Below are 24,091 nucleotides of genomic sequence, written 5' to 3'. Positions count from 1 at the left end.
CAACATGGCTGAAAAACCAACAGTGGACAGGGCCGTCAGAGACCTCATCTGGAACGTTGTCGAGATCCATTCCCAACTTGAGCAAATACATAAGAACTGGGCGGAGCTACTAGGCTTGACTGAGCCGCAGTGGTTGATCCTCATGGCCATCGACGAGCTCGATCAAGGTCGCGGCGTCTCGGGAATAGCGGTTGCAAACAAACTCAGAATTCATCCTGCGTTCGTTACCAACCAAACGAAAAAACTGGAAACGATGGAGTTTCTGGCACGAGAGCCATCACCAGATGATGCAAGGTTCGTTCAAATGTCCCTTACTGAGAAGGCTCGTGCTCAGATCTCAAAGCTCTCGACAAGGAGGGAAGCTCTGAACTCGGCGCTATTGGAGGGGCTGGACGAAGCGTCTCTAGACTACCTCAACAAGCGGCTGACCTCGATCGCGAAGAATAGCCGACTGGCATCCCAAAAGCTGAGTATTGGCGTGTTATAGGCCTGAACGGGCAAGGGCCGCTTCGCTTGGCGGTTCCATCATTTACCTCCGCCGAAGATGACAGATTCACTGCAGCTGACCCCGAAGGCGGGCGTCGAGCAGGCACCTAGGCCACATTGTCGCGCGCCATGGAAAACTGCCCCCTCGGCGTCATGAGGAATTGCCCCCTCCTCGGATAGCTGAGGAGAGAGTGAATGAAGCAGGAACGAATCACTGAAGGCTCGACGTGGAGTGATCCACGGGGGCAGGTGATGAAGACGCCGGATGACGTGGCGGAGATGTTGCGCCTGAGGGCGTGCGGGTGGGGTGTGAAGCGGATTGCGCGGCAGCTGGGCTGCAGCCATCACACGGTAAAGGACTACGTGGCGGCGGGCGGGGTGAAGCCGTTCAAGTCGCCTGAGCGGCCCAAGCGTCTCGATGGCCTTGAGGGTTGGCTGCGCGAGAGGCTCATTCGGCATCGCGGCAATGCCGACGTGGTGCGCCAGGACCTGTTGGCCGAGAAGGCGTGACGATCAGCCGGCGGACGCTGCAACGCGCCGTGCAGCCCTATCGCCAGGTGCTGAAGGCGGAGGCGCTGGCGACGACGCGGTTTGAGACGCCGCCGGGCCGGCAGCTGCAGATCGACTTCGGGGAGCGCCTGGTCGAGATCGGAGGGGCAAAAGTCAAGGCATTCGTGTTCGTGGCAACGCTCGGGCATTCGCGACGGCTCCATGTGCGTGCGTTCCGGGCCGAGAGGCAGGAGCATTGGTTTGCCGGGCTCGAGAGCACATTCACGACCCTCGGCGGTGTGCCGGAGGAAGTGCTGATGGACAATCCACGGGCGCTCGTGGTGCGCCACGACGCGGTGAGCCGATCGGTTCAGTTCAATGACAAGCTGATCGCCTTCGCAAAACATTGGGGCTTCCGTCCTCGCGCCTGCGCACCATATCGGGCGCGCACGAAAGGCAAGACCGAGAACGGCGTCGGCTACGTGAAGAAGAACGCAATCGCCGGCCATTCCTTCCCAAGCTGGGAAGCATTCGAGGCGCATCTCGACAGGTGGGAGCATGAGGTTGCGAACGTTCGTATCCACGGCACGACCGGCGAGGCGCCGATCGTTCGCTTTGCGCGTGACGAGGCACACCGGTTGAAGCCGCTCGGCGGGCAGCCGTCGTTCGGATCCTTGCGTGAACTGACCCGCGTCGTCGGCAATGATTGCGCCGTCGAGATCGACACGAACAGCTACTCGGTGCCGTGGCGCCTTATTGGCGAGCGCGTGGCGGTGACGATCGCGGCCGGCGAAGTGCGGATCCGCCATGGATTGCACCAGGTTGCGCTCCACAAGCAATCGGAGGGACGCCGGCTGCGGATCGTCGACTCCGCTCATCTTGACGGTGTTGCTGGTTGCGATGGCGCGGTCCGCCGGGCGGAGATCGCGGCGGTGCTGGCGCCGTCTCCACCGCCGTCGTTGTTACGCCCTCTTGCCGAATACGAAGCCGTGGTCGGAGGAAGCTTCTGATGGCGCGGGCAAAGAAGATAATGGAAGCAACAGCCGATCCGCTCGATGCCATGCTGGCGCGACTGCAGCTCTCCGGGATCCGCGATCAGCTCGACAGCCTGCTCGACGAGGCGGCGCGCGCGAACCTGTCGGCGCGTGAGACACTGATCCTGCTGTGCGAGCGCGAGATTGCGCGCAAGGATCATCGCCGCATCGAGATGGCACTAAAACTTGCACACTTCCCGGCCGTGAAGGAGCTCGCGGGCTTCGACTTCGAGGCGCAGCCGTCGATCGATCCGAAGCAGATCCGCGACCTGGCCGCGTCACGTTGGATCGCCAACGGCGAGAACGTGCTGCTGCTCGGTCCGCCGGGCGTCGGTAAGACGCACCTGTCGATCGCGCTCGGGCGAGAGGCGATCCTGGCCGGTTACACGGTGCAGTTCACAACCGCGACGACGCTGGTCGCGGGTCTTGCCAAGTCGCACGGCGAGAGACGCCTGGACGAGAAGCTACTCGCCCTGTCGAAGCCAAAGCTGCTGATCGTCGACGAGCTCGGCTATCTGCCGCTCGAACCTGATGCGGCGCACCTGTTCTTCCAGCTGGTCAGCCGGCGCTACGAAACCGGTGCCATGCTGATTACCTCGAACCGCAGCGTTGCCGAATGGGGCACCGTGTTCGCCGATCCCGTGGTCGCCACCGCGATCCTCGACCGGCTCCTCCACCACAGCCACGTGCTGACGATCCGCGGCGACAGCTATCGGCTCCGCGCCAAGCGCAAGAGCGGCCTCATCAAGCCGCCGACCGCCGGTGACGGCCCTCCGGTCGGCTCCGCCTCCCTCCGGCCCGTCACCGGCGGAAACAACCTTCAACCGAGATCATAATGCCGATGGTGGGGGCAGTTCTTCATGACGCAAAGGGGGCAGTTCCGGATGGCGTTTGACACCACATCGCTCCCTCCGCTGCACTGAGCATCCGTCCAAACCCCCGCGAACGATTTGTTGGTCGGCGGGCGACTCACGACTTTATGAGAGCTGATCCACAAGGTTGGAGGAGAACCGGTTCGCGTGCGAGCTTCTGTTCCAGCCATCTGAAGGTGCGGTCGTCTGAGCTAACGAAGTTGTCGACCTCCTCGCACAAGCCTCCTCGAATGAGCTGCGGCAGGACCAAGTCCACCTCGATGCGCTCAGCCATGCAAGCACTCTGCAGTTTGATAGCCTCGGACACGCTGACGATGCCGCGCCCCCCGGCTACCACGAGTATTGGGCAATTCGGCAGTCGAGCTAGCCGTGAACGACGCCCCGACTCCATGTTCCTTTCTGCGCAGTCGTCGGTCGACGTCATCCAATCGATGGATCTTCGGGAGCGCGTCCAATTCCAAATGCCCCCATCACAAACCGCCGCAGCAATGCGGCGATCGTATACGGCAAAATCGGTGGCTAGGGAGGCCGATAATCCGTCTCCGTAAATTCCGATACGACTACTATCAACGTCAGGTCGAACCGACAAATGATCCAAACAATGTGACAATACCATCTGGGATCCGCCGCGTGCGTGATTTGCGATGTGCTCGTGAGAGACAACCAGGACGGACATCCCCCGGCCAATCACGACAGGCAAGAGCCTGCCGAGCAACGTCACTCCCTTCTCTTCTTCGTTGCTGACGCAAATGACCGCCGGCGTCCGTGAGTTGGGAGTTCCAGCAGGCAGATAGTAGGCGAGAAACGCCCCCAGATCGTCACACGCGATCTGTACGCTTTGGACCTCATGGCCGAAGCATAGTCCGATCCTCTGAAGGCCATCTTCGACTTTGGCTGAAACGTCCGCTCTTCGCGGATCATCGTCCGCAACTAGCCTCCTGGCGATCTCGAAGGCAGTGAGGGCGCAAAGCCAAGCCTCAGTGGCTTCATCGTACTCTTTTCTGTTTATGTTCAGGTCAGCAACACGGCGATAGGCATCACCGGTGCCGGCCCAGGTTGCGCCCCAGTTCTGCCGAGCCAATCGGGCGTGACCATCGTCCGGAAGTAGACCGTCCAGGAACGCCGAAGCGTTCTGTCGTGCGGACGCGAGATTCCCCCTAACATGAGGCCAAGCACCAAACTCCATCGATTTGCCCCTCGGTGAAGATCCTTACCCGGCATGCGCCTATCATTCAGCTGCTCCTATGGAGATCGACTTTTTCTAGAGAATTTTCTCCTCAGAGTGTGCTGTCTTCATCTCCTTGCAACAAATTTACCAAGAACTGAGCGCCGAAATATCCCATTGGAGCGGGGTTCAACTTGGAAATTCGGTGTCCGAAACCGGGTATACGAACTTTTTATGCGGGGTAAGCCTCCGACGACAGATGCCTTGCGGCGGAATGGCCTGATGGTTGACGACTGTTCGTTCGTATGGACAGCCATACGATCAGGTACGTTGAATCGACTTGAGTGGTTGAACGGGCCCGCGGCCGCGCTGGTCAGAAGAGGAGAAGGCTCGGATTGTTTTGGAAAGCATGTCCGAGCCCACGCCTGGTTACGGCCACAGCGCGGCGATATGGCTTGTCCCGTTCTCTGCTGGTAACTTGGCGAAGAGCCCTCGCGGCGGAGCCGGAGCAAATCCGATTTATCAGGTCGGTTGTGGCCAAGCGTGGCGTCGCCGCGTCGGTGGCGGCCTCACCGGCGAACGCGAAGGCACATTCGACGGAGCGTCGGATTGAGATAAGCTGGCTGGCGGACGGCGTGTCATTGTCGATGCGGGGGTCGAATTTTGGCGCTTCGTCGGATTATCGAGGCTCTGGGAGCGGCGATGATTCCGATCCCTACGAGAGGTCGGGTGTGGCTGGCGACGGCCACACCGGTATGGGCAAAGGCTTCGTCTCACTGTCCTTGCAAGTGCAAGAGGTGCTGCCCCGCGAGCTCCTGAGCGATCATTTGTTCTGCTTCCGGGCGCGCCGGGCGATCTATTGAAGATGATCTGGCATGATGGCCAGGGAGCGTGCCTGTTTACAAAGAAGTTGGAGAGAGGTGCGGACGGCGGTGTCGATCTCGCAGGCACAGATGAGCTATCACTTATCCTGCATCGATTGGCGCAACTTGAGGGGCCCTGGCGTCAAAGCAACGTGGGCTGAGAGTTTTTGTTTGAATCTGGGCTGACCGACGTTGAGGCTTGGCTCCGGGCGGAATCGCCCGGCTCCCGCGTCGTCCCAAAGTGCTCAAGCCAATCAGCTGTCTGTTCAAGCGATGGAACGGCTTTGCCCGCTTTTTCCATGACGGAAGGATCTGCCTCACCAACAATGCAGCCGAGCGAGCGCTGCGCGGGTTTGCGCTCGAAGAAAGGTATGCTTGTTCGCCGGTTCTGACCGCGTCGCCGAGCGTGTTGCGGTGTTGGCCACGCTCGTCATGACAGCGCGTCTCACGACATCGACCCCCGAAAGCTTGGCTTGGCGGCGTGTTCGCGCGCATCGCCGATATGCCACACAATCGGCTGCACGCGTGCTACGCGAGATGCTAGATCTGTTTGATCGGGAACCGCTTCCCTAGGAGAGCCCGTTATGGGAATGTCGAATGTAATAGCAACACCGCACATCTCGGGAACTCCGACAGGCTACGCGATGCGTAGCGTTCCCGATCATTGTGGAAAACATTCAGAGATTCCTGAACGGCCAGGCGTTAGCTAATATTGTGGATCTGAGGCGTCGAGCTTGCGCTGCCCGGGGCGTCTGGAAGAAGGCGACCATAAGTTTAGGATAGAGGATCAGAGGCGCCATTCTCGGTCCTGGGAGGGGAGACCACGAACCCAGAAACTACCGAACCAAGTGATGAGTTCGAACCGTCTTATTGGGGCAGTATTCGTCATCACGCAGCGCATCTGCACGACGCGAGTGTGTGGCTCGTCTCACAGTGTTTTCGAAGAGCGAACGAGACATTCATCGAGACCACGCCGCGCCCCCGAACGTGGCAGCCTTGTACTCGGCGCGACGGGGACCACTCAGCATCTATTATTTTCCTCTTACTCGATCGAAGGGCAGCTAGCTACGTCAGGATCCGGACGCGATCACCTGAATTTCGGAAATAGGCTTCGCGTGGATCATCCCATGAGACCACGGACGATGTGTATACGCGATCAGACTTTCGCAGGAAGCTCGGCTAAAGGGACAACGAGCACGAAGGAAAAATGAAAATCGCGACAATCCGAGACCGCAAATTGTAAGGACTCTCGCACCAAACGCACAATTTCTGCACGGCGTCTTCCAAATTCGGAGACTTCCAACGCGGTGCGGCTGTTAGAACGGACGGAGCGCGCCTTAATCACTCTCCACGATCTATCGTTCTAACTCTAATCGCACGGGTCCCAGCAAACATGATTTCATTCGACCTGAAAGGCAAGACAGCTCTTGTGACAGGCGCGGCAAGTGGCCTCGGGCTGGGCACGGCAAGGATGCTCGCGGCGTCTGGGGCGACTGTCGCTCTTAATTTCCTGCCCGATGATCCACGGGGACCGCAAGCCGTCGAAGAACTGAGCTCAGTCGGGAACGTGATTGCAGCGCCAGGCAACGTGGGAGACGCGGCTTCGGCCGAAGCCATGGTCTCTAATGCAGTGGCCGCGCTTGGCCGGCTGGATCTCCTGGTGAACAATGCTGGCACGCCCGGTGTGAAGCAGCCAATCCCAGTTAACCGGCTTGATCTCATAACCGAAGAACTCTGGGCCACATTGCTTGACGTCAACCTGCTCGGGGTCTTCCGATGTAGCAAGGCCGCAGCGCCAGCTTTGAAGGCGTCGAACGGGGCGATTGTCAACGTCGCCTCGACGGCTTCATTCAACGCGCGTGGCAGCACGATCCCTTACGCCGCCGCAAAGGCAGGCGTGGTCGTGCTCACGAAGAACTTTGCGCGTGCGCTCGCTCCGGAGGTGCGAGTCAATGCCATTGCTCCGGGATTTATCGATAGCAACTGGATTGAATGGCCGGAAGAAATCCGCCGCACGTCTGCTGAGTCGACGCTACTCAAACGTGTTGCTAAGCCGTCCGAACTAGCAGAAGTGATTCTCTATCTTGGCTTCGGCGCAAACATCATCACAGGCTTTACTGTGTTGGCGGATAGTGGCCTGCTTCTTAACTGACGTAGTCCTAAGGGCCGCCAGGGTTCTAAGCACGTGGCCACGCCAGCCAGTTAAAAGTCAGGCATGTGCGGCGGCAACGGGCGCACCTCTGGAAATTGGCGCGCAGCGGTAATCCGGCCTCGACAGATCTGAGTCGTGAGCTAGCGGTGCTTGTCCCGCCTGGGAAGGCGCCGGCAGGTATGACGTCATCCTGGATGTGTAGCCGGACGCAGCGTACGGTAATGCAACTTCGTTCAAGATTATCCTTTAGGTGGCCCTGCCTCGATAATGCGCTCGTCCGCCTGCCGAGCCTCACCAAGCGAGACGCATTGCCTTCGAAGCGATTTCTGCGAGTGCTGTTCAGGCAGGTTTGAGCGCGTCAGCAGCACGCCTGAGGCGAGTGGAAGCAGCGGCACTTCCGTGCTGATGCTGGCTGGCTGGTGAACGACCCTTTATGTGGCTCGTTGCGGACCGCCACGCTTGGCGATCTGCACGACTAATCGGCGAGTACTCGTATTCAGCGAAGCCGGATGCTTCCGCCGGCACGTTCCGGCCGCGGAAATTCGGCATGAAGCCGCGCAAGTTCCATCACACGCTCGCGCACATCGCGCCGCAACGGTCCGTTACGTCCGGTTCCGGAGCCTCTCACTGGGCACCAGAGTGGAGTTGAGTCCAATAGCGCGGTGATGACTCTTTGTGAACGCTGCTTTGGCGCATGGAATGCCAGCGGATCTCGTCGGCCCCGAGGGCATTCGTAGCTTCTGCTCGCTCGAGCGCGCCAGGACCGGCGAACAGCACCACCTCCCCTGTCATAAAACCTTCGGTCAGGTCGAGCAGGGCCTTGAGTGTCGAGGTCTTTTGTTTTTCCTGCCGCGTACCCAAAACCTGCACGCGGTCCGGCCTGTCGGAAGGTGACCTTCGTTAGGTCAGCTATAACGTCGGCGCAGAATAGTTGGCCGGGTCCTGCACCTCTATAAAAAATTGTTCATTGCAGGTGGCGGAGACACAATACCGCCTATGCCTGGTGTTTCTGATAAATGCTGCCTCGTTGCCGCGCTTGGGACTGGTATTTCCCTGGCGGATGTTACCGGGGCTTGCGCCGAGGAGACAATTGCTGCCGTCGAATGGGGTGGCAACTACGCCAGTGAGATGAAGAAGCTTGCAGCCATGCAGTCTGGCGTCAAGCCAACGGGCAATTGCATGCTGGGGCGCCACGGCCATCCTGCCGAAGATCAAAGCGAAATGGCCCAATCCCGGCATGACCTTCTGACCGAATGGGGTTCATCGTGCCAAGCCTGCCCGCGAGGGCTGGGCAGAGCCCGTAACACCGGAAAAGTTCCCAACTTAGCAGACATTCCAAAGTAGGAAGCTCAACTGGTTCAATGGAGCGAGACCTGTTGTTCAAATGAAGGCCTCAGCTCCTTTGTCACCAACGGGGGACCGTGTCGACTTTTGAGGGAAGATAGCTTGCTGGACGCGGGGTTGGGCCAGCAGGAAGGCTTCCGGCTCACGAGACGTCCTACTTGTTTGCCAGTTCGTCCATTACCTCTTTGGTTGCTTGATAGGCAAGCTCAACGATTTCGTCGATCTCTGCCTCGGAAACAACGAGAGGCGGAGCAAAGCCGAGAATGTCTCCATGCGGCATCGCTCGTGCAATAAGCCCCCGGTCGCGAGCCGCCTTCGAGATGCGGGCACCAACCTTCAGCGCCGGATCAAACCGCCGCTTTGTCTGCCGATCCGCGACATACTCGATCGCCCCGAGCAAACCCACCCCTCGAACTTCTCCGACGATTTCCAGCTGTGCAAACCGCTCCCCGAGCCGCTTTTGAAAGTGCGCGCCGACAGTTCGGGCGCGATCGCTTAGTTGCTCCTTCTCGACGATGTCGAGCACCGCATTGGCTGCTGCTGCTGCGATTGGGTGACCGGAATAAGTATAACCATGGGAGAATGCTCCGACGCGATCGGCAGCTTCCTCCATGACCCTGTAGACTCTCTCGCCGACGATGGCTCCAGAAAGAGGCATGTACCCGGATGTCAGCCCCTTGGCGACTGTCACAAGATCTGGTTCGATCCCGTACAGCGTGCTGCCGAAGTCCGCGCCGGTTCGACCGAATCCACAGATGACCTCGTCGGCAATCAAAAGAACGTCGTAGTGTCTTAGCACTGCCTGGATTTCACGCCAGTAACCCGAAGGCGGCGGCGTAATACCGCCCGTGCCGAGCACCGGCTCAGCAATGAAAGCACCGACCGTTTCTGGACCCTCTCGCACGATTAGTTGCTCAAGCTCGGCCGCTCGCCGGCGAGAAAAGTCCTCTTCGGTCTCGCCCGTTTCAGCGCCCCAATAATGATGCGGTGTGCCTGTATGGAGAACCCCTGGGAAAGGCAGGTCCATATGATCGTGATAGAATGACATGCCAGTCATCGAACCGGAGATCACCGAGCAACCATGATACCCGCGCTCACGCGAGATGATCTTCTTCTTCTTAGGCTGGCCGCGTAGATTATTGTAGTACCAGACGAGCTTTGCTTGAGTCTCGTTGGCATCGGATCCCGAGAGCCCAAAGAATACTTTGCTTGCCTTGCCAGGCGCCATGCGCACGAGGCGGTCCGCAAGCGTAGCCAGTTCTTCGGTCGTGTGCGCCGCATATGTATGGTAGTACGCCAAGCTGTAGGCTTGGCGCGCGATGGCTTCGGCTACCTCGGTGCGACCGTAGCCAATGTTTACACAATAAAGGCCAGCAAAGCCGTCAATATAGCTGCGGCCCTCTGCGTCCTTGATATGGATCCCCTTTCCGCCAGTCACGACTGTCGGGTCACCAATCTTACCACTGGCGAAGTCCTTGAGCTGGGTAAAGGGGTGCAGAACACTTGAGCGATCCCGTTCAGCAATGGTCTTGATGTCGGTCATGTCACTCTCCTAAGCCGCCAGGTCGCCGAAGCAGACGTATTTCAGTTCCATAAATTCCGATAATCCGTGTCGCGACCCTTCGCGACCAAGCCCGGATTGTTTCCATCCCCCGAACGGGATGGGTGGGCCGGTAAACGAGGCAGTATTGATACCGATCATGCCGCATTCGATACGCTCTGACAGTCGCATCGCTCGACGTAGATTCTCCGTGTAGACGTACCCGGCAAGCCCCATTTCGCTAGCGTTTGCTCGGGCGATAACCTCTTCTTCAGAGTCGAATGGAAGCACGGCCGCTACTGGGCCGAATGTTTCCTCCCGAGCGATGAGCATGTCCTCGGCGACATCGCTGAGTAACGTCGGAGGGACAAAATTGGGACCAAAGCTCGCGCCCTGCTGGGGCGAGACAAGGCGCGCCCCCTTCTTCACAGCATCATCGATGTGAGACCTGCATTTGTCGGCGACCGACAACTTGGTCATTGGCCCGATATCTGTGGTCGGCTCCAGACCATGGCCAATTCGCAGTCGGCCGATCCTGGCGGCAAACTGTTCAACGAAGGCGCCATAAATGCTTCTTTGTACGTAGATTCTGTTGGCAGCCAAACAGTCCTGACCAGACGTAGCAAATTTTGCCACCATCGCACCCTTGACGGCCTTCTCAAGATCGACGTCGTCAAACACCAGAAAAGGAGCATGGCCACCCAACTCGAGTGATACTTTCTTGACACTCTCGGCTGCGCCCTCAAGAAGCACGCGGCCAACTTCCGTAGAACCCGTAAACGAAAGAGCGCGTATTCTCGTATCACTCAACAGGGGCTTCGAAAGTTCGATGGGATTACCGACCAGCACTTGAAACACGCCCTGCGGGAGCCCAGCCTGGTGGGCTAGCCTGGCCAGCGCCAGCGCAGAAAGCGGCGTCTCGGGAGCAGGCTTCACAATGATTGGACAACCGGCAGCGAGGGCCGCCCCTGCCTTCCGGGTGATCATCGCTATGGGAAAATTCCACGGGGTTATCGCCGCCGCGATACCTATCGGCTGCATTCGCACATGAAGCAGGCTTCCAAGCTTATGGCTCGGGATCGTCTCCCCGTATGCCCGCTCCCCCTCTGCTGCAAACCACTCAAGAAAGCCAGCACCATACGCTATTTCCTGACGCGCTTCGGGGAGCGGCTTACCCTGCTCGCTCGTCACCAGGATCGCGAGCTCCTCCTCATGCTCGAGCATCAATGCGGCCCAACTCCGGAGGATCGCACCTCTCCTTGCCGGCAGCAATTCCCGCCAGAGCGGAAAAGACCGCTCAGCCGCAGCTATCGCCACTTCCATCTCTGAGGCCCCGCAACGCGCAACATCCGCGATCGCCTCGCCCGTCGCGGGATCGACCACATGGTCTCGATGGTCGCCGGACACCCACTGACCGTCGACGAGCGCCGCTCCTGACAGAAAATCATGGCGACGCAGATTTTCCAGATACTTGCTTGCCAGACCGGCCGAGTGCGGAGGTTTGTGCCGGGTACCTTGAAACGCCATTTGGGGGTCCCACGCGGTCATTTTGTTGAAATTGCCCATGCAATCAGGATACTGATAGTGCATAGAAATTTGCGCCGCATATTCAAGTAAATCGGACGATTTCCTGCAACGCATATGTACTTCGCGACGGAATGCACCTGAAGGCTGGAGCTCAATCATGCAATACGACCGGATAGACGCCCGCATCCTGGAGATCGTCCAGAAGAATAACCGACTGACTTCCGAGGTCATCGGTGAAATGGCTGGGCTTTCCGCTACGGCATGTCAGCGCCGGTTGAAGCGACTGCGCTCGGACGGAATAATTGAAGCCGACGTCTCGATCGTTTCCGCAAGAGCGGTGGGAAGGCCCATCCAGATGCTTGTGCTGGTGAGCCTTGAACGAGAGCGTTCAGATATCATCGACAAGTTCAAAAAGGCCATCAAATCCTCGGCTGAGGTCGTCAACGGCTTTTACGTCACCGGCGATGCCGATTTTGTTCTCTACATCACCGCCCGTACCATGGAGGATTATGAGCAGTTCACGCGTCGCTTCTTCTATGAGAACTCGGATATCAAAGGCTTCAAGACGATGGTCATTATGGATCGTGTGAAGACAGGTTTTGCCATTCCGATCGAGTCGCCGTCGGAGGAGTGAACCGTGCACTTCCTCTGCTTGGTCCTGACGCCGTTTTTCATCGCTCGTTCGCGTACAACGCAAAAAAACAATCGTCTCGATGCTCTACTCTACTTACTAGCACGCTTTTCCTGAGCGGTTTCCTTTCGACTTGATTTCTATAGAGCCAGCTCGACCAAGTGGCTCGTCAATCGATCGCATAGCCATCCACTCCGACGAGACGATGCAAAATATAAGAACTTGGCGGAAGTTCCTCTGCGGTTCGCGTGACGAAGTAGCTCAACCTACTCCGGCGTACCGCGGCAGGGCCGATGCGCCCTACTCACGACGAACTGTATCACGGACAAGGGTGGGATCGCGGCGACCGAAATATGCCGCGAGAGCGGTAAGCCGGCTTATCGAGATAACGCCACATCCGGACCACCTCCTGACGCTCGAATTGACAAACCTACGGCGTCGCTCCTTGGCGCTTGCCCTTACAATAACACAGACACTTTCTCACGTCCGAGGCGGGCAGCATCCTCGCGACCTTGCTCCGCGGCAGTTTCAGGGCGTTGACCATTGCTGTAAGGGCTTCGTACTCGAGCTGCGCAAATCGGATGAAGTGTCTGACCGTTTGCTAGCGGCCAGGCTTTTTGGACCGTCAACGGCCGGGGCAATCCAATCATCGGATGCGGGGCAGGGGTCGAGATGACCACTTCGTACAAGCCGAAGACCTTTAGCGCTGATGGCATCATCGCACCACTTCGCTTTCTCACCTTCCGGCGTATCTGGATCGCGAGCGTGCTTGCCAATCTGGGCGCTCTCATTCGCAGCGTCGGCGTCGCTTGGGCCATGACTCAGATGACATCGTCGGCCGACAAGGTCGCGCTAGTGCAGACCGCCCTGATGTTGCCTGTCATGTTCATCTCAATGCCGGCCGGTGCGATCGCGGACATGCACGACCGGCGTATCGTTGCACTGGTTTCAGTCGCTATCGCGTTCGCCGGCGCGTCGGCGCTGACGGGGCTGGCTTGGTTCGACTTGATCACTCCGAATTTGTTGCTCGCATTGTGCTTCGTCGTCGGCAGCGGCATGGCCTTGATGGATCCGGCCTGGCAATCCTCGGTTAGTGAGCAAGTGCCGTTGGAAACCCTTCCGGCGGCAGTGGCGCTGAACAGTATCAGCTATAATATTGCGCGAAGCGTGGGTCCGGCCATCGGCGGGATCGTGGTTGCAACTGCGGGTGCCCTAGCTTCATTCGCACTTAATGCCTTGCTTTATCTTCCGCTGATCGCCGCGCTGTTCCTATGGAAGCGCGTCTCCGTACCGAGTCGTCTGCCGCCCGAGAAGCTCAGTCGCGCCATTGTTTCAGGAATGCGCTATATCATCAACTCCCCGTCGATCACGATCGTGCTGGTGCGCTCCATGGTGATGGGCGTGATCGGCGGCGGGATCATCGCGCTCATGCCCCTTGTAGCCCGCGACCTGTTGCATGGTGGTGCAGCGACCTATGGCACCATGCTCAGCGCGTTTGGTCTCGGCGCAGTTGTCGGAGCACTCAATATCACCGAGCTGCGCAAGCGCTTGGCTGGCGAGCCGGCAATCCGAACCTGCGCTCTTTCGATGGGCGGCGCGGTTACCGCAGTAGCGCTGAGCGGAGCGCCGATATTGACGGCAGCTGCGCTGTTCCTCGCCGGCGCCGCGTGGATGATCACCTGGGCGCTGTTTAACATTGGGGTGCAGTTGGCAGCGCCGCGCTGGGTCGGCGGTCGATCGCTCGCGGCATACCAGGCGGCCAGTTCTGGCGGAATTGCCATTGGCAGCTGGGCCTGGGGGTCTCTGGCCGATGTCACGGGCGTACAAACAACGCTTCTCATTTCGGCTGCTTTAATGTTTGTAACACCGGTCCTGGGACTCTGGCTGCCGATGCCACGCATCAGCGCTCGTGAGCAAGAAGCCGAGATGCTGGCGGATCCCGAAGTTCGGCTCGAACTTTCCGGCCGCAGCGGACCGCTTGTGGTAGAGATTGACTACCGCGTACCGGGAGAGAATGCGCGAGCGTTTCACAATGTGATGCAGGACGTGCAGCTGTTTCGTCAGCGCACCGGCGCTTATGGCTGGTCGATTGCGCGCGACATAGCCTACCCGGAACTCTGGACTGAGCGTTATCACTGTCCGACATGGCTGGACTATCTGCGACAGCGCAACCGCTCGACGCAGTCGGACCGCGCCCTGGAGGTACAGGCAGCGGCTTTCCACGTTGGTCCTGGGCCCATACGTGTCCGCCGCATGCTGGAGCGCCCATTCGGATCGGTACGCCGGAACGACGATGGGCCCGATCGCGCTGCGAAGGAACTGGTGCGCGGCCAAGGGTTGCTCGGAGTTGACGAGTTGGCCGAAGTGGGGCGCCCGACAGGCAAGCTTGCGCAAAAGCAAAGATCGCCCTAATCGGCGTGGTGGCCCTATCAGGCTTCACTAATGAGCGGATTGTCACTGAATGCTTCGAAACGGTATCTCACCCGTCGAGCCAGCGACGACATTCCAGCGATGGATTATTGACCCCGACGAGCACGACAGGAGCCATGGTCGTTCCTGGCGTTCGAACCGTCAGCATTAGAGAATCACTTGCATGCGGAACAAGCGGCGTGTGGCTCGCGGGCTTTCCGGAATCAAAAACTTCCGCAGCTATACAACACCTCAAAACAGCGAGCCGACGAACTGCCAAGATGGCTTCACAGCTACAATTGGCACCGCCCGCTTGGCAGTATCGGCCCATGCCCCGATCAGCAGACTCGCCCTAACCAGGAACAACCTGTTGAGGCTCCACATCTAGTGACGCGAGCAACCGATCAACGACCGGGCCCAGCCGAATGCCAGTTCGGGAGGCCGGGCTTGGCGCCAGCTGCGATCGCCTGCACCTCGCCTGCGCTGCACGCAGTGGAGGGCAGCGACGTCCGTTTGTCACGGTTCGCAGGCGATGGCTGCCAAGCGCGGCAGATGCGCAGCGCCCTTCCGGCGCAATGCAGAAACAGGATGTCGCCTTTTCCGGCAGCCCATCGCGGCGGCGTTGAGGATTGCTCACGAAGGCTCCTGTTCCGACGCGGGCCAATCCAGGGTGCCAAACGGGATCAAGGCCAGCAAGGACCAGAAGAAGCAGATGGCTGCGGCCACCTCATAAGGTGCGATCGAGCTGATTGCGTCGGGTGACGGCCTGGCCGCAGCGCCCTTCTTCATCCTGTAAGCATTGAAGTCAATGATTGTTGCCGAGTTTTCTGCCGCCTGGTTCGCCCATACTCTTTGCAGAGTCACGCCTGATTCGATGATTGCTTCAGAACTATTTCGGGACGCTCTTCTGCCGTGACTAATCGGATGTCGCGTATCAAGCCGTTCGCAACCAGCGAAGCCATTTGTGGTCGGCCTCGCGGCGTGTCCTGAAGCGATCGACACACTTTTTGGAACAAAGCGCCGTTTGCCAGTAGTAGTAACGGATAAGCCCAAACCTTCCGCCGCATACCGCGCAGCACTTCGCTGAACTGTGGTGGGAAGCATGATGGTCGTTGCACATTCTCGCCTCCTGTTGGCAGTTGCATGGACCTGACCTGCATTTTCCTATTGCGCAGCACCACGCTCGCACGTCAAAGTGCGGCGTTGCCTATTCCAATTCTAATTCTCACGGCATTTACGGACTGCGGCGCCAGAGTGTGACTTGATGTGCGCCTCCTTCGCGAAGCGGCGTACTCTGTTCAAGCGCCTTCGCCGGGATTTCAATGCAAGAGAGAATTTGATCTCGATTGATGCAATCAGCATCACGTTGGCAATTAAACCTGCGTCTTTCGTCTTTCTTCGACCAACTTCAACTGATCAGACGATGGCGATCTTTAGCATATCCCTCTCGTGCAGCCCACATTTCCGTTATGCTACGTGTGGAAGATCCAGCGGCGTTGTAACCGCCAGGGAGGAACGCTCAGCCGATCCTGAGGAGCACCTTCAGGTGGTGCTGGTGTAACGGAAGCGTGATCGGCAGATTCCGCGTACGCGCGCACCCTGGGGTGCGCGGTACCCGGATGACAGGGGTATTGTCTCAGATCGAAGTGCCTTCCACTCCATGCTGTACATGCTTTCGACCACGATCCAGACGCGGCCCACTCCGCCGCTGGTTCGCCAGTAACGGATCGTGCTTTCGACCGAGTGGGGGTTGTTATGCTCGCTTATCCGAACGTCAGCCCGGCGGCCCGCGCACCTTCATGAATGCTTGCGTGCACGAGGGAATCGACAACAAGCAGGTGGCAGCGTGGTCAGGATGGCAAAATTTGCGACATGACCGCTGCTGAAGAATCGCGCGGCTTGAGGCCGCGCAGCCGAGGGCATCCTTCAGGGCATGCAGGGCTGCGACATAATTTGCGAAATCTGGCCGCGTCATTCTCGGCGGCTCAAAGGCCTGGGGCTTCAGGAACAGTCTTTTGGCTGTCAGCTTCGCAAGACGCGATTTTCCCGGCCGACCCGGAAAATACGTGCTCTGAAGAGCTTGGCTTCCGCCTCTCGAAGGAGGCATAAGCGATGATTGTAATCTTGTCTCCGGGGGTTGCGAGCCGCGCAGCGCTCCGCTTCCAGTTTCCATATTGCAGATCTCGACGCGCTCATTGATCGGAAACCCTGCCTCATCGAGCAGCGCACGATCAATCGAAATCGCGCCTTCACCGAGGAGATCAGTCTCCGTCACCGACGCGCGATGAATTTTGCCCTTGATCAGCGTAAATTGCATTCCCCACCTACCCGGGTTCTGCGCCAGAGCGCGTTCGCTGCTCAGCCACACTCAGGCAAGCGCGGAGGTGATACCGAGCCGCTCCAGCAAATTCGTGTCGCGCTCTAGCACGGATTTTTGGTCGTCAACAGCACATCGCCAACGAAGATCGCATTTGCGCCGGCCAGAAAGCAAAGTGCTTGCAGTTCGCCCGTCATATACCCGTCCGGCCCGACAATCGCGCCACGCTCTTCGGCATCATGATGCGTGCCGTCGCGACCAGGCGCACTAGCGCTATCGGGTCCGGGCGTTCGGCGGCCTCATTGACCGGCACGCCTTTGACTTCATTCCAGAGATTGATCGGCACGCTTTCCGGTTGGCAGGGGAAATTGGCGAGAAGCACGAGCATGCCGAGGCGATCCTCGACGCGTTCGCCCATAGCGATAATTCCACCGCAACAGACCTTGATGCCGGCCTCGCGCACATGCGTGTCGATGCGATCCTGCAAGGTCAGCGTCGTAATGATTTTTCCGTAGAATTCGGGCGAGCAGTCGATGTTGTGATTGTAGAAATCGAGCCCGGCATCGGCGAGACTTGCTTCGGCGTGAGCATGCCGAGCGTGACGCACGTTTCTATGCCAATCCGCTTAACCGCCGTGATCATGTGGCATTGATCGAGATCCCGGTCTTTTGGGCTGCGCCAGGCCGCAGCCTTGCGGAAGCGAGCCGCGCCGGCATGCTTGGCGCGCTGCGCGGTGGCGACCACAGCGGCAGGATCCATCAGAGGGGTGACCTTTGACACCAGTGTCGTATGGCGCTTTGCGAGCAGTAGCCGCAGTCTTCCGGACAGCCTCCGGTTGTGATGCTGAGCAGGCTTGCGGTTTCCATGCGGTTTGGATCGAAGTTGTCGCGATGAACGCTCTGCGCCTGAAACGCCAGGTCGACAAATGGGCAAGCCGTAAAGCGCCTCGGCATCGGCACGATTCCAGTCACTGCGAACTGGCGCCCTGCTCCCGCCCACTCCCACACCAGCAGCCATAAGACTTGCTTCGACGCTCGTCGTATTTGCCACCACTCAGGGGGGGCTCCCAAAAAAGTTGTACGGCGCTTCGACACCCAGAAACCGCGAAAAGCAACCATGACTAAGAAATCCAGCAACGCTGGGGCATTTCTTGGGATTTCGGCGCCGAGCACACGCGATCGTCGAAGGCCTGTCACTTCTCACCACAATCCCGCATGCAAGTCCCAGAGGGGACCGGATGGTGGGACTATATGCACGACGGTAGCCCCAAGGTCGGCGAGGATCATCGCCACGGCCGGGCCCGCAATGTACTGGCCGAAATCGATGACCTTGACGCCGAAGAGAGGCAGGGTTGAACGTCGCGTCGCTATGCAACTCCGCTTTCAAACGTGATGACTGTTGCTCGCGCCGGGAACGGACCGCGGTGGTCCGTGCTCAGCGCAACCGGATACTTGCACCAACGCGCTCCGGACGAGGCAGCATCGCGTGCAGCCGCGCCAGCTCCAGCACGCGCTCCCGTACTTTTCCCTGCACGGGTCCGCTGCGTCGGGTCGCTGCATTGACGTAGATCAGCATCTGCTCGCCCGTGGCCACCGGCCTCTCGTCACCCTCGCGTCTGAGAACGTGGAAGAGATGAAGGCGCTTATCGTCGACACCGAGAATTTGCGTTAGTACCTCGACGCGGTCGCCGACATACAATTCACCAAGATGAGACAGGTGCGTCTCGACGGTGTAGTAACCGCCGCAGTTTGATCGGTGCTCGCCGTCGATGCCGATGTAACTTTCCAGAGTCCCAGTGGCGCCGCTGAAGAGCTGAAGATAGCGACTCTCATTGACGTGCCCATTGCCGTCAATCCAGTCGGACGGCATCTCTGCCGTCGGCATCCTCAGAGGGCCGGAGCCCGCAGTTGGCTGAGGCTGAGCAACGCGTTCGCGCAGTCCCCTCTCCCAACGCGCAAGCGTCTCGCCCGGGCCGTAGCCCTGTGAGCGCAACCCCTGCAACACAGCCACAAGCAGGTCGTCGCGTTTTTGTTCGGCAGGGACGTCGAAGGGGTCTGCCTTCACCTGCTCCTCTGCCTGCTCGGCCGCCCTGTCCAGGAAGGCGCAGTTCAGGTCGGGCACGTCGGTGAGCCTCGACCACGGCCACTTGAATGCCCATTGCTCGATGTTCTGACGCATGCCCACCGCGCCGCCTGCCATGCGATAGACGCCCACGGCTGCCGCACGCAACCCCCATGAGTGGCGGACCGCGTCATCGAGCTCCTGCACTGTGGCCAGATCGTCGTGCAGCAGCCACAGTGCTTCGCGCGAGACCGCTTCCTGCAACCGGTTCGCGATGAACCCGTCGACCTCCTTGCGCACCACCAGCGGGTGCATCCCCATTGCGCGGAAGATCGCCGCTGCGCTTTCCAGCATCTGAGGCGCCGTGCGCTGGCCGCCGCACAATTCGACCAGCGGCAGCATGTACACCGGATGGAAAGGGTGGGCAACGAGGAAGAGCTCGGGGCGATCCATGGCGGCCTGCAGCAGCGACGGCCGAAGCCCCGAGGTCGATGAGCAGATCAGCGTGCCTGGCCCAGCCGCCCGACTGGCCGTGGCGAGCAGCTGCTGCTTAAGGTCAAGCCGTTCCGGCGCACTCTCCTGCACCAGTTCCACGCCGTGCACTGCGTCCGCGACCGAGTTCACCACCGCCAGCGCACCCTCAGCCGGCAGCGAGACCTGCGTCAGCCGCCGATACGCGCGCCGGGCGTTGACCAGCACCCTTTGCACATACTCGACTGCATTGGGCGCGGGGTCATACAGTCGCACATCCACGCCGTTGAGAAGGAACCGCGCGGCCCAGCCGCCACCGATGACCCCACCTCCCAGCAGCCCGACTGCTCGCGGCAACCTCGCGGCGATGTTCGACTTGTCAGCCATTAGTTTGGATGTCTCAGGAATGGACGTTGAGCTTGAGCTTTTGACGCACCTCATCCGGACTCATCACCCTTACCCCCATCCTCTCGAGAATCTCGACTGCCCGCTGCACGAGTTCGGCGTTGGTCGCGAGCCGCCCTCGCGAGAGGTAAAGGTTGTCCTCCAATCCCACCCGCACGTTCGCGCCAATCAACGGAGCTAACGCCGCATACGGAAGCTGCATCGGACCGATCGAGAAGGTCGAGCAGACAGCGCGCGGCGGCAACCGGTTGACCATCGCCGTCAGCGTCGTCAGGTCATTAGGCGCACCATAGGGAATCCCCATACATAGTTGAATCAACGGCGGATCGTCGATCAGTCCCTCTTTGATCAAGTCGTGCGCTAGCATCAGATGACCCGTATCAAACACTTCGAGTTCAGGACGCACCCCGAGCTCTTTTACGCGTGCGGCCATTTTACGCAGCGTTGGATAGGTGTTGATCATGACGTACTCACGGGCGCCGAAGTTCATCGACCCGCAATCCAGCGTACAGATTTCCGGGCGCAACTCCTCCACATGCACCAGTCGCTCAAGCGCCCCCACCACGTCCGTCGAGGGGTCCGGCGGCAGTGGAGTGTCGGGCCCACCGAGCACGAGGTCCCCCCCCATTCCCACGGTCAGATTGATCACTGGATTCACATCCGACCTCCTAATGCGTTCCACGACGTCCCGATACAGCGCCGGATCCCGCGACCCACGCTGGGTTTTGGGATCACGCACATGGATGTGCACCGCCGCCGCTCCCGCCCGCGTGGCCTCGATCGCCGACTCCGCAATCTGCTCCGGGGTTACCGGTACATTCGGCTGCCTTACCGGCCCGCCTCCAGTAACCGCACAGGTAATGAACACCTCCGAAATCATCCTCATCTACTCCGTTGTTGAAAGCTTAACTTTTGCCGAGCTAAGGCCAGCCGACAAGTGGTGCATCTCTCGAATAGTACGTGGTCCGGCGATCTGAATTTACCAATGGAGACGCTCGCGGAGCAGTAATTCTGCGCCTGAGCGTCGAACTCTGAAGCTTTATCTCGTCAACATTGGCTCCCCCCGAGCAAGCCGCTAAAGGTCATCTGAGCTCTAGAAAAGATCGGTCCTGAGGACGCTTGGCCCTTGACTGCGGATCCGCCAGCTGTTTCCGCGCGCTCGCAAACGCACTCGGGCAGCGCCTTCTGAATCGGCGAAGCGTTCAACCACTGGCCACAGAGCACTTGGGTCCTCGCGCGCTGCCAGTCACTGCGGATTGGCGCGCTGTTCGCGATTGTCGTCCTCGCTACTCATGGCAGAGCGCCGCTTGCGCGACTGCATGACCAATAAGTATCGGGCCGAAAGCTGGAGCTGGTCATGGAAGATCGCCGGGTCAAGCTTGGCTGCGCCGTTCCAGATAACGCAGTCAGCTTCGACGCACATCGCGGCAGAAGCCGTTGAGCACTCGACCACGCCTAGCGAGCTGCGCGGAAAACAGCCGCGAGCCACTCGTACTGCGTGGCTAACGGCGCGTGCATGAGCGGCAGGCCTCCCGGCGCAACGTCGTTAGCTGCGCGGTAGGCGTTTCCCTTCCGTTTTTACGATGATTCAGTAATCGGCGAGCCCCCCGCCTCACCGTCGCGAGATCGCCGCGGATACACCCTGGCGTGAACATCGGTGGTCTTAAAGCGATGGCAAGAGCTCTGTGCTTGATGCCAGGCAGGGACGGTGACTCCCATGGTCGCATCGAGGTGATCACCGGGGAACGCCGGCGGCGACCTGGACAACGAGGAGAACGATTTGTTCGATCCTTAGCTCGTTCTGAACCGGGTGCCAAGCACACGCCGCTCCTTGCACAGTCATGCTCGGGGGCGTGTTGCCACTTTTAACCGGCAGGTTTATCCGCTCAAGCGTATTTCAGAGACGCTTCCACCAATCGCGTAAACGCCAGTCGTCTGGACGTACGGCATGGTACGACCACGCTGTTTGCAGCACTCGATGTCGCGTCAGGGTTCGTCATCGGCAAATGCTACAGGCGCCAGCAAAGGGATCGATGCTCAGGTCCCCGAAGGGCTCCATGTCCGGATCGTCATGGACAACTAAGCGACTCACAAGACACCAAAGATCAAGGCGTGGCTCGCCCGACGGCCGCACGATCATATTCACTTTACGCCGAATTCGAGTCATGGATCGATGAGGTCGAGCGCTGGTTTTCTGAACTCACCAGAAAGCAAATTTCGCGAGGCGTTCACAATTCCGCCCGGCAGCTCGAGGCCGATATCCACACCTTCATCGACCTGCACAACAAAGTCCCCTGGCAGTTCAAATGGACCAAGTCTGCAGACCAGATCTTGGGTTACGTCAAACGCTTCTGCCACAAAGCCGAGCGGACTTTATGTGGCGAACTTTAGATTCACTTGCCTAGCCTGCCATGGCGGACTCGCGCTCGGCTCGATGATCGAACCCGCTGCTCCGACGTGACGCTATGCAGCGACGCGCCGAGTTCAATACTGGCACCCGGACGGAGCGCCCAGCTCAATTAGTTCCTTTTCTGTGCGCTGGCACCGGATGCGGGCACCCTTCGAGAGCTGACGCAAGGGCGTCGGCTCAACATCGCAGCGGCCGGGAATGCGTACCGAACAACGCTCGAAGAAGCTGCAGGCTTCGCCACGGGCTGGCCGGGCGACGCCGGCGGACGCCTCCTTCAACACCGTCTCGTTGATGCCGTCGAGCCAGCCTTGACGCAACTCAGGCACCGAGGAGATGAGGAGATTGGAATAAGGATGCAGCGGGCGCTGGCGCAGCGCGCTGCGGCTACCGTGCTCCATCATCTGACCAGCATATAGGATCATCACCTCGTCGCAAACGGCTTTGATCGTCGATAAATCGTGACTGATGAAAAGGTAGGCGACGCCCAACTCGCGCTGCAACTCGGCGAGAAGGTCGAGTATGGCGGCGACGACCACGGTGTCGAGCGCCGAGGTCACTTCGTCGCATAGCATCAGGGCCGGCTCGGCTGCGAGCGCCCTTGCGAGATTAACGCGCTGCTTCTGGCCGCCCGATAGCTCGTTCGGATAGCGATCAGCCATTTTCGCCGGTAGGCGCACCATGTCGAGGAGCTCGGCGACGCGACGTCGTTGTTTGTCGCCAGAAAGGCCGTGATAGAACTCGAGCGGCCGGCCGAGAATGCGTCTGATGGGGCGCGCCGGATTGAGGGCGGTGTCGGCCGTCTGGAACACGATCTGGACCCGGCGCAGCTGGTCGCGCGTGCGCTCGGCGGCGCTGAGCGGCAGCTTCACACCATTAAGCATAATCTCGCCCCGGGCGGCTGGCAGGAGACCGGCGATGACGCGGGCGAGCGTGCTCTTGCCGCAGCCGGACTCGCCGATGACGCCGAGTGTCGTGCCCGATTTGATCGTGAGGCTGACATCGCGCAGCACCGGCATCGCTGGTATGCCCTCGCGATTTACTACGCCGTAGCCGGCAAGGACGCTCTTCACCTCGATTACGGGCGGCGCGGAGGTCGCCTGCAAGGCATCGATGGTTGCCGTCCGCACCAGCGGTTCGGCCGCGGCAAGCAGGCTCTTGGTGTACTCGTTCTTTGGTTCGGTCAGGATGCGCGCGGTCGTATCGACCTCACGAATGGCACCGTCGCGAAGCACGATGATGCGGTTGGCCAGCTGCGCGACAACGGCAAGATCGTGCGAAACGTAGACCGCGGTCGTGCCGCGCTCCCTGATCGCCTTCTTGAAGACCCGCAGCACCTCGATCTGTGTTGTCACATCCAGCGCGGTAGTCGGCTCGTCGAAGATCACGAGCTTCGGATCGGTGACAAGCGCCATCGCCGCGAGCAGCCGCTGCAACTGGCCACCCGAGACCTGGTGCGGGAAGCGTTCTCCGACCCGCTGGGGATCGGGCAAAACGAGTTCGTGGAACAACGAGACCGCCTTTGCCTCGGCATCGGCCTGCGACATGACGCGGTGGAGCTGCGCGCTCTCGATCACCTGCTTCAAAAGCGGACGCGCAGGATTGAAGGAGGCCGCCGCACTCTGCGGCACATAGGCGATCTTGCTGCCGCGCAGTGACGAGAGCTCGCGCTGCGTCATGCCAAGCACGTTGCGCCCATCGAAGAGAATGCTGCCGCCGGCGATCCTGGCGCCGGACCTGGCGTAGCCCATCAGTGACAGCGCAATCGTGGTTTTGCCGGAGCCGGATTCGCCGATCAGCGCGACGACCTCGCCCGGCTGCACCTCGAAGCTCACATCCTGTACGATGACGTTGTCGCGCCAGCGCTCGTCGCGTGCCGTCACGCGCAGGCCTTCCACCTTCACCAAAGGAGCCATCC

Annotated in this window: 13 protein-coding genes and 8 pseudogenes; 10 read left to right on the top strand and 11 right to left on the bottom strand. The window is 59.8% G+C overall.

Features of this window, described 5'->3' with window-relative positions:
* The first annotated feature begins 4 nt into the window (after nt 1–4).
* The 6 genes and pseudogenes from ACNJYA_RS09025 to ACNJYA_RS09000 all read left to right on the top strand — a co-directional run bounded on the left by ACNJYA_RS09025 (nt 5) and on the right by ACNJYA_RS09000 (nt 7,061).
* Nucleotides 5–487, top strand: coding sequence for a MarR family winged helix-turn-helix transcriptional regulator (locus ACNJYA_RS09025; RefSeq protein WP_439402555.1), 483 nt, complete (start codon nt 5–7; stop codon nt 485–487).
* Between the two features lie 194 nt (nt 488–681).
* Nucleotides 682–1,985, top strand: a pseudogene (gene istA / locus ACNJYA_RS09020) (IS21 family transposase).
* Between the two features lie 20 nt (nt 1,986–2,005).
* Nucleotides 2,006–2,845: an IS21-like element helper ATPase IstB gene (gene istB / locus ACNJYA_RS09015; RefSeq protein WP_439402554.1), complete on the top strand. Its 840-nt coding sequence runs from the start codon at nt 2,006–2,008 to the stop codon at nt 2,843–2,845.
* 1,734 nt (nt 2,846–4,579) lie between these two features.
* Entirely contained in the window at nt 4,580–4,909 is a 330-nt protein-coding gene (locus ACNJYA_RS09010; protein WP_439402553.1) for a hypothetical protein, read from the top strand.
* A gap of 182 nt (nt 4,910–5,091) precedes the next feature.
* Nucleotides 5,092–5,453 (top strand): annotated as a pseudogene (locus tag ACNJYA_RS09005) (IS66 family transposase); the annotation flags it as partial.
* Between the two features lie 849 nt (nt 5,454–6,302).
* Nucleotides 6,303–7,061 carry an SDR family NAD(P)-dependent oxidoreductase gene (locus ACNJYA_RS09000; protein WP_439402552.1) on the top strand — a complete coding sequence of 253 codons (759 nt, stop codon included), beginning with the start codon at nt 6,303–6,305 and terminating at the stop codon, nt 7,059–7,061.
* Between the two features lie 624 nt (nt 7,062–7,685).
* Here ACNJYA_RS09000 and ACNJYA_RS08995 read toward each other — a convergent pair.
* The 3 genes from ACNJYA_RS08995 to ACNJYA_RS08985 all read right to left on the bottom strand — a co-directional run bounded on the left by ACNJYA_RS08995 (nt 7,686) and on the right by ACNJYA_RS08985 (nt 11,472).
* On the bottom strand, nt 7,686–7,931 hold the full coding sequence (locus ACNJYA_RS08995; protein ID WP_439402551.1) for a hypothetical protein: 246 nt from the start codon (nt 7,929–7,931) through the stop codon (nt 7,686–7,688).
* A 628-nt stretch (nt 7,932–8,559) separates the two neighbouring features.
* Complete coding sequence (locus ACNJYA_RS08990; protein WP_439402550.1) at nt 8,560–9,948, bottom strand: aminotransferase; 1,389 nt, start codon at nt 9,946–9,948, stop codon at nt 8,560–8,562.
* 9 nt (nt 9,949–9,957) lie between these two features.
* A complete protein-coding gene (locus ACNJYA_RS08985; protein ID WP_439403406.1) occupies nt 9,958–11,472 on the bottom strand; it encodes an NAD-dependent succinate-semialdehyde dehydrogenase in 1,515 nt (504 codons plus the stop codon).
* 157 nt (nt 11,473–11,629) lie between these two features.
* Here ACNJYA_RS08985 and ACNJYA_RS08980 point away from each other — a divergent pair, with 157 nt between their 5' ends.
* From ACNJYA_RS08980 to ACNJYA_RS08970, 3 genes and pseudogenes are all read left to right on the top strand, one after another.
* Nucleotides 11,630–12,106, top strand: coding sequence for an Lrp/AsnC family transcriptional regulator (locus tag ACNJYA_RS08980; RefSeq protein ID WP_057750689.1), 477 nt, complete (start codon nt 11,630–11,632; stop codon nt 12,104–12,106).
* 669 nt (nt 12,107–12,775) lie between these two features.
* Nucleotides 12,776–14,515: an MFS transporter gene (locus tag ACNJYA_RS08975; protein WP_439402549.1), complete on the top strand. Its 1,740-nt coding sequence runs from the start codon at nt 12,776–12,778 to the stop codon at nt 14,513–14,515.
* A gap of 249 nt (nt 14,516–14,764) precedes the next feature.
* Nucleotides 14,765–14,900 (top strand): annotated as a pseudogene (locus ACNJYA_RS08970) (IS481 family transposase); the annotation flags it as partial.
* 245 nt (nt 14,901–15,145) lie between these two features.
* On the opposite strand, the gene ACNJYA_RS08965 reads toward ACNJYA_RS08970, so the two are convergent.
* The 7 genes and pseudogenes from ACNJYA_RS08965 to ACNJYA_RS08935 form a co-directional block, all read right to left on the bottom strand.
* On the bottom strand, nt 15,146–15,616 hold the full coding sequence (locus ACNJYA_RS08965; RefSeq protein ID WP_439402548.1) for a hypothetical protein: 471 nt from the start codon (nt 15,614–15,616) through the stop codon (nt 15,146–15,148).
* Between the two features lie 552 nt (nt 15,617–16,168).
* Nucleotides 16,169–16,414, bottom strand: a pseudogene (locus tag ACNJYA_RS08960) (8-amino-7-oxononanoate synthase); the annotation flags it as partial.
* Nucleotides 16,415–16,730: 316 nt separating this feature from the next.
* Nucleotides 16,731–16,829: pseudogene (locus tag ACNJYA_RS08955) on the bottom strand (aspartate 1-decarboxylase); the annotation flags it as partial.
* 51 nt (nt 16,830–16,880) lie between these two features.
* Nucleotides 16,881–17,846: pseudogene (gene bioB / locus ACNJYA_RS08950) on the bottom strand (biotin synthase BioB).
* A gap of 203 nt (nt 17,847–18,049) precedes the next feature.
* Nucleotides 18,050–18,199: pseudogene (locus tag ACNJYA_RS08945) on the bottom strand (CoA transferase); the annotation flags it as partial.
* A gap of 64 nt (nt 18,200–18,263) precedes the next feature.
* Complete coding sequence (locus tag ACNJYA_RS08940) at nt 18,264–19,748, bottom strand: 3-hydroxyacyl-CoA dehydrogenase NAD-binding domain-containing protein (protein ID WP_439402547.1); 1,485 nt, start codon at nt 19,746–19,748, stop codon at nt 18,264–18,266.
* A gap of 13 nt (nt 19,749–19,761) precedes the next feature.
* Nucleotides 19,762–20,646: a 3-keto-5-aminohexanoate cleavage protein gene (locus ACNJYA_RS08935; protein WP_439402546.1), complete on the bottom strand. Its 885-nt coding sequence runs from the start codon at nt 20,644–20,646 to the stop codon at nt 19,762–19,764.
* Between the two features lie 1,061 nt (nt 20,647–21,707).
* Between ACNJYA_RS08935 and ACNJYA_RS08930 the strand changes: the two are divergent.
* Nucleotides 21,708–22,157, top strand: a pseudogene (locus ACNJYA_RS08930) (transposase); the annotation flags it as partial.
* Nucleotides 22,158–22,250: 93 nt separating this feature from the next.
* Here ACNJYA_RS08930 and ACNJYA_RS08925 read toward each other — a convergent pair.
* Complete coding sequence (locus ACNJYA_RS08925) at nt 22,251–24,089, bottom strand: ABC transporter ATP-binding protein (protein WP_439402545.1); 1,839 nt, start codon at nt 24,087–24,089, stop codon at nt 22,251–22,253.
* Nucleotides 24,090–24,091: the final 2 nt, after the last annotated feature.

This window comes from Bradyrhizobium sp. BLXBL-01 (assembly GCF_051853025.1).
GTDB lineage: Bacteria > Pseudomonadota > Alphaproteobacteria > Rhizobiales > Xanthobacteraceae > Bradyrhizobium.
The sequence above is the reverse complement of the archived record's forward strand: the minus strand, read 5'-3'. Positions and strand labels throughout refer to the sequence as shown.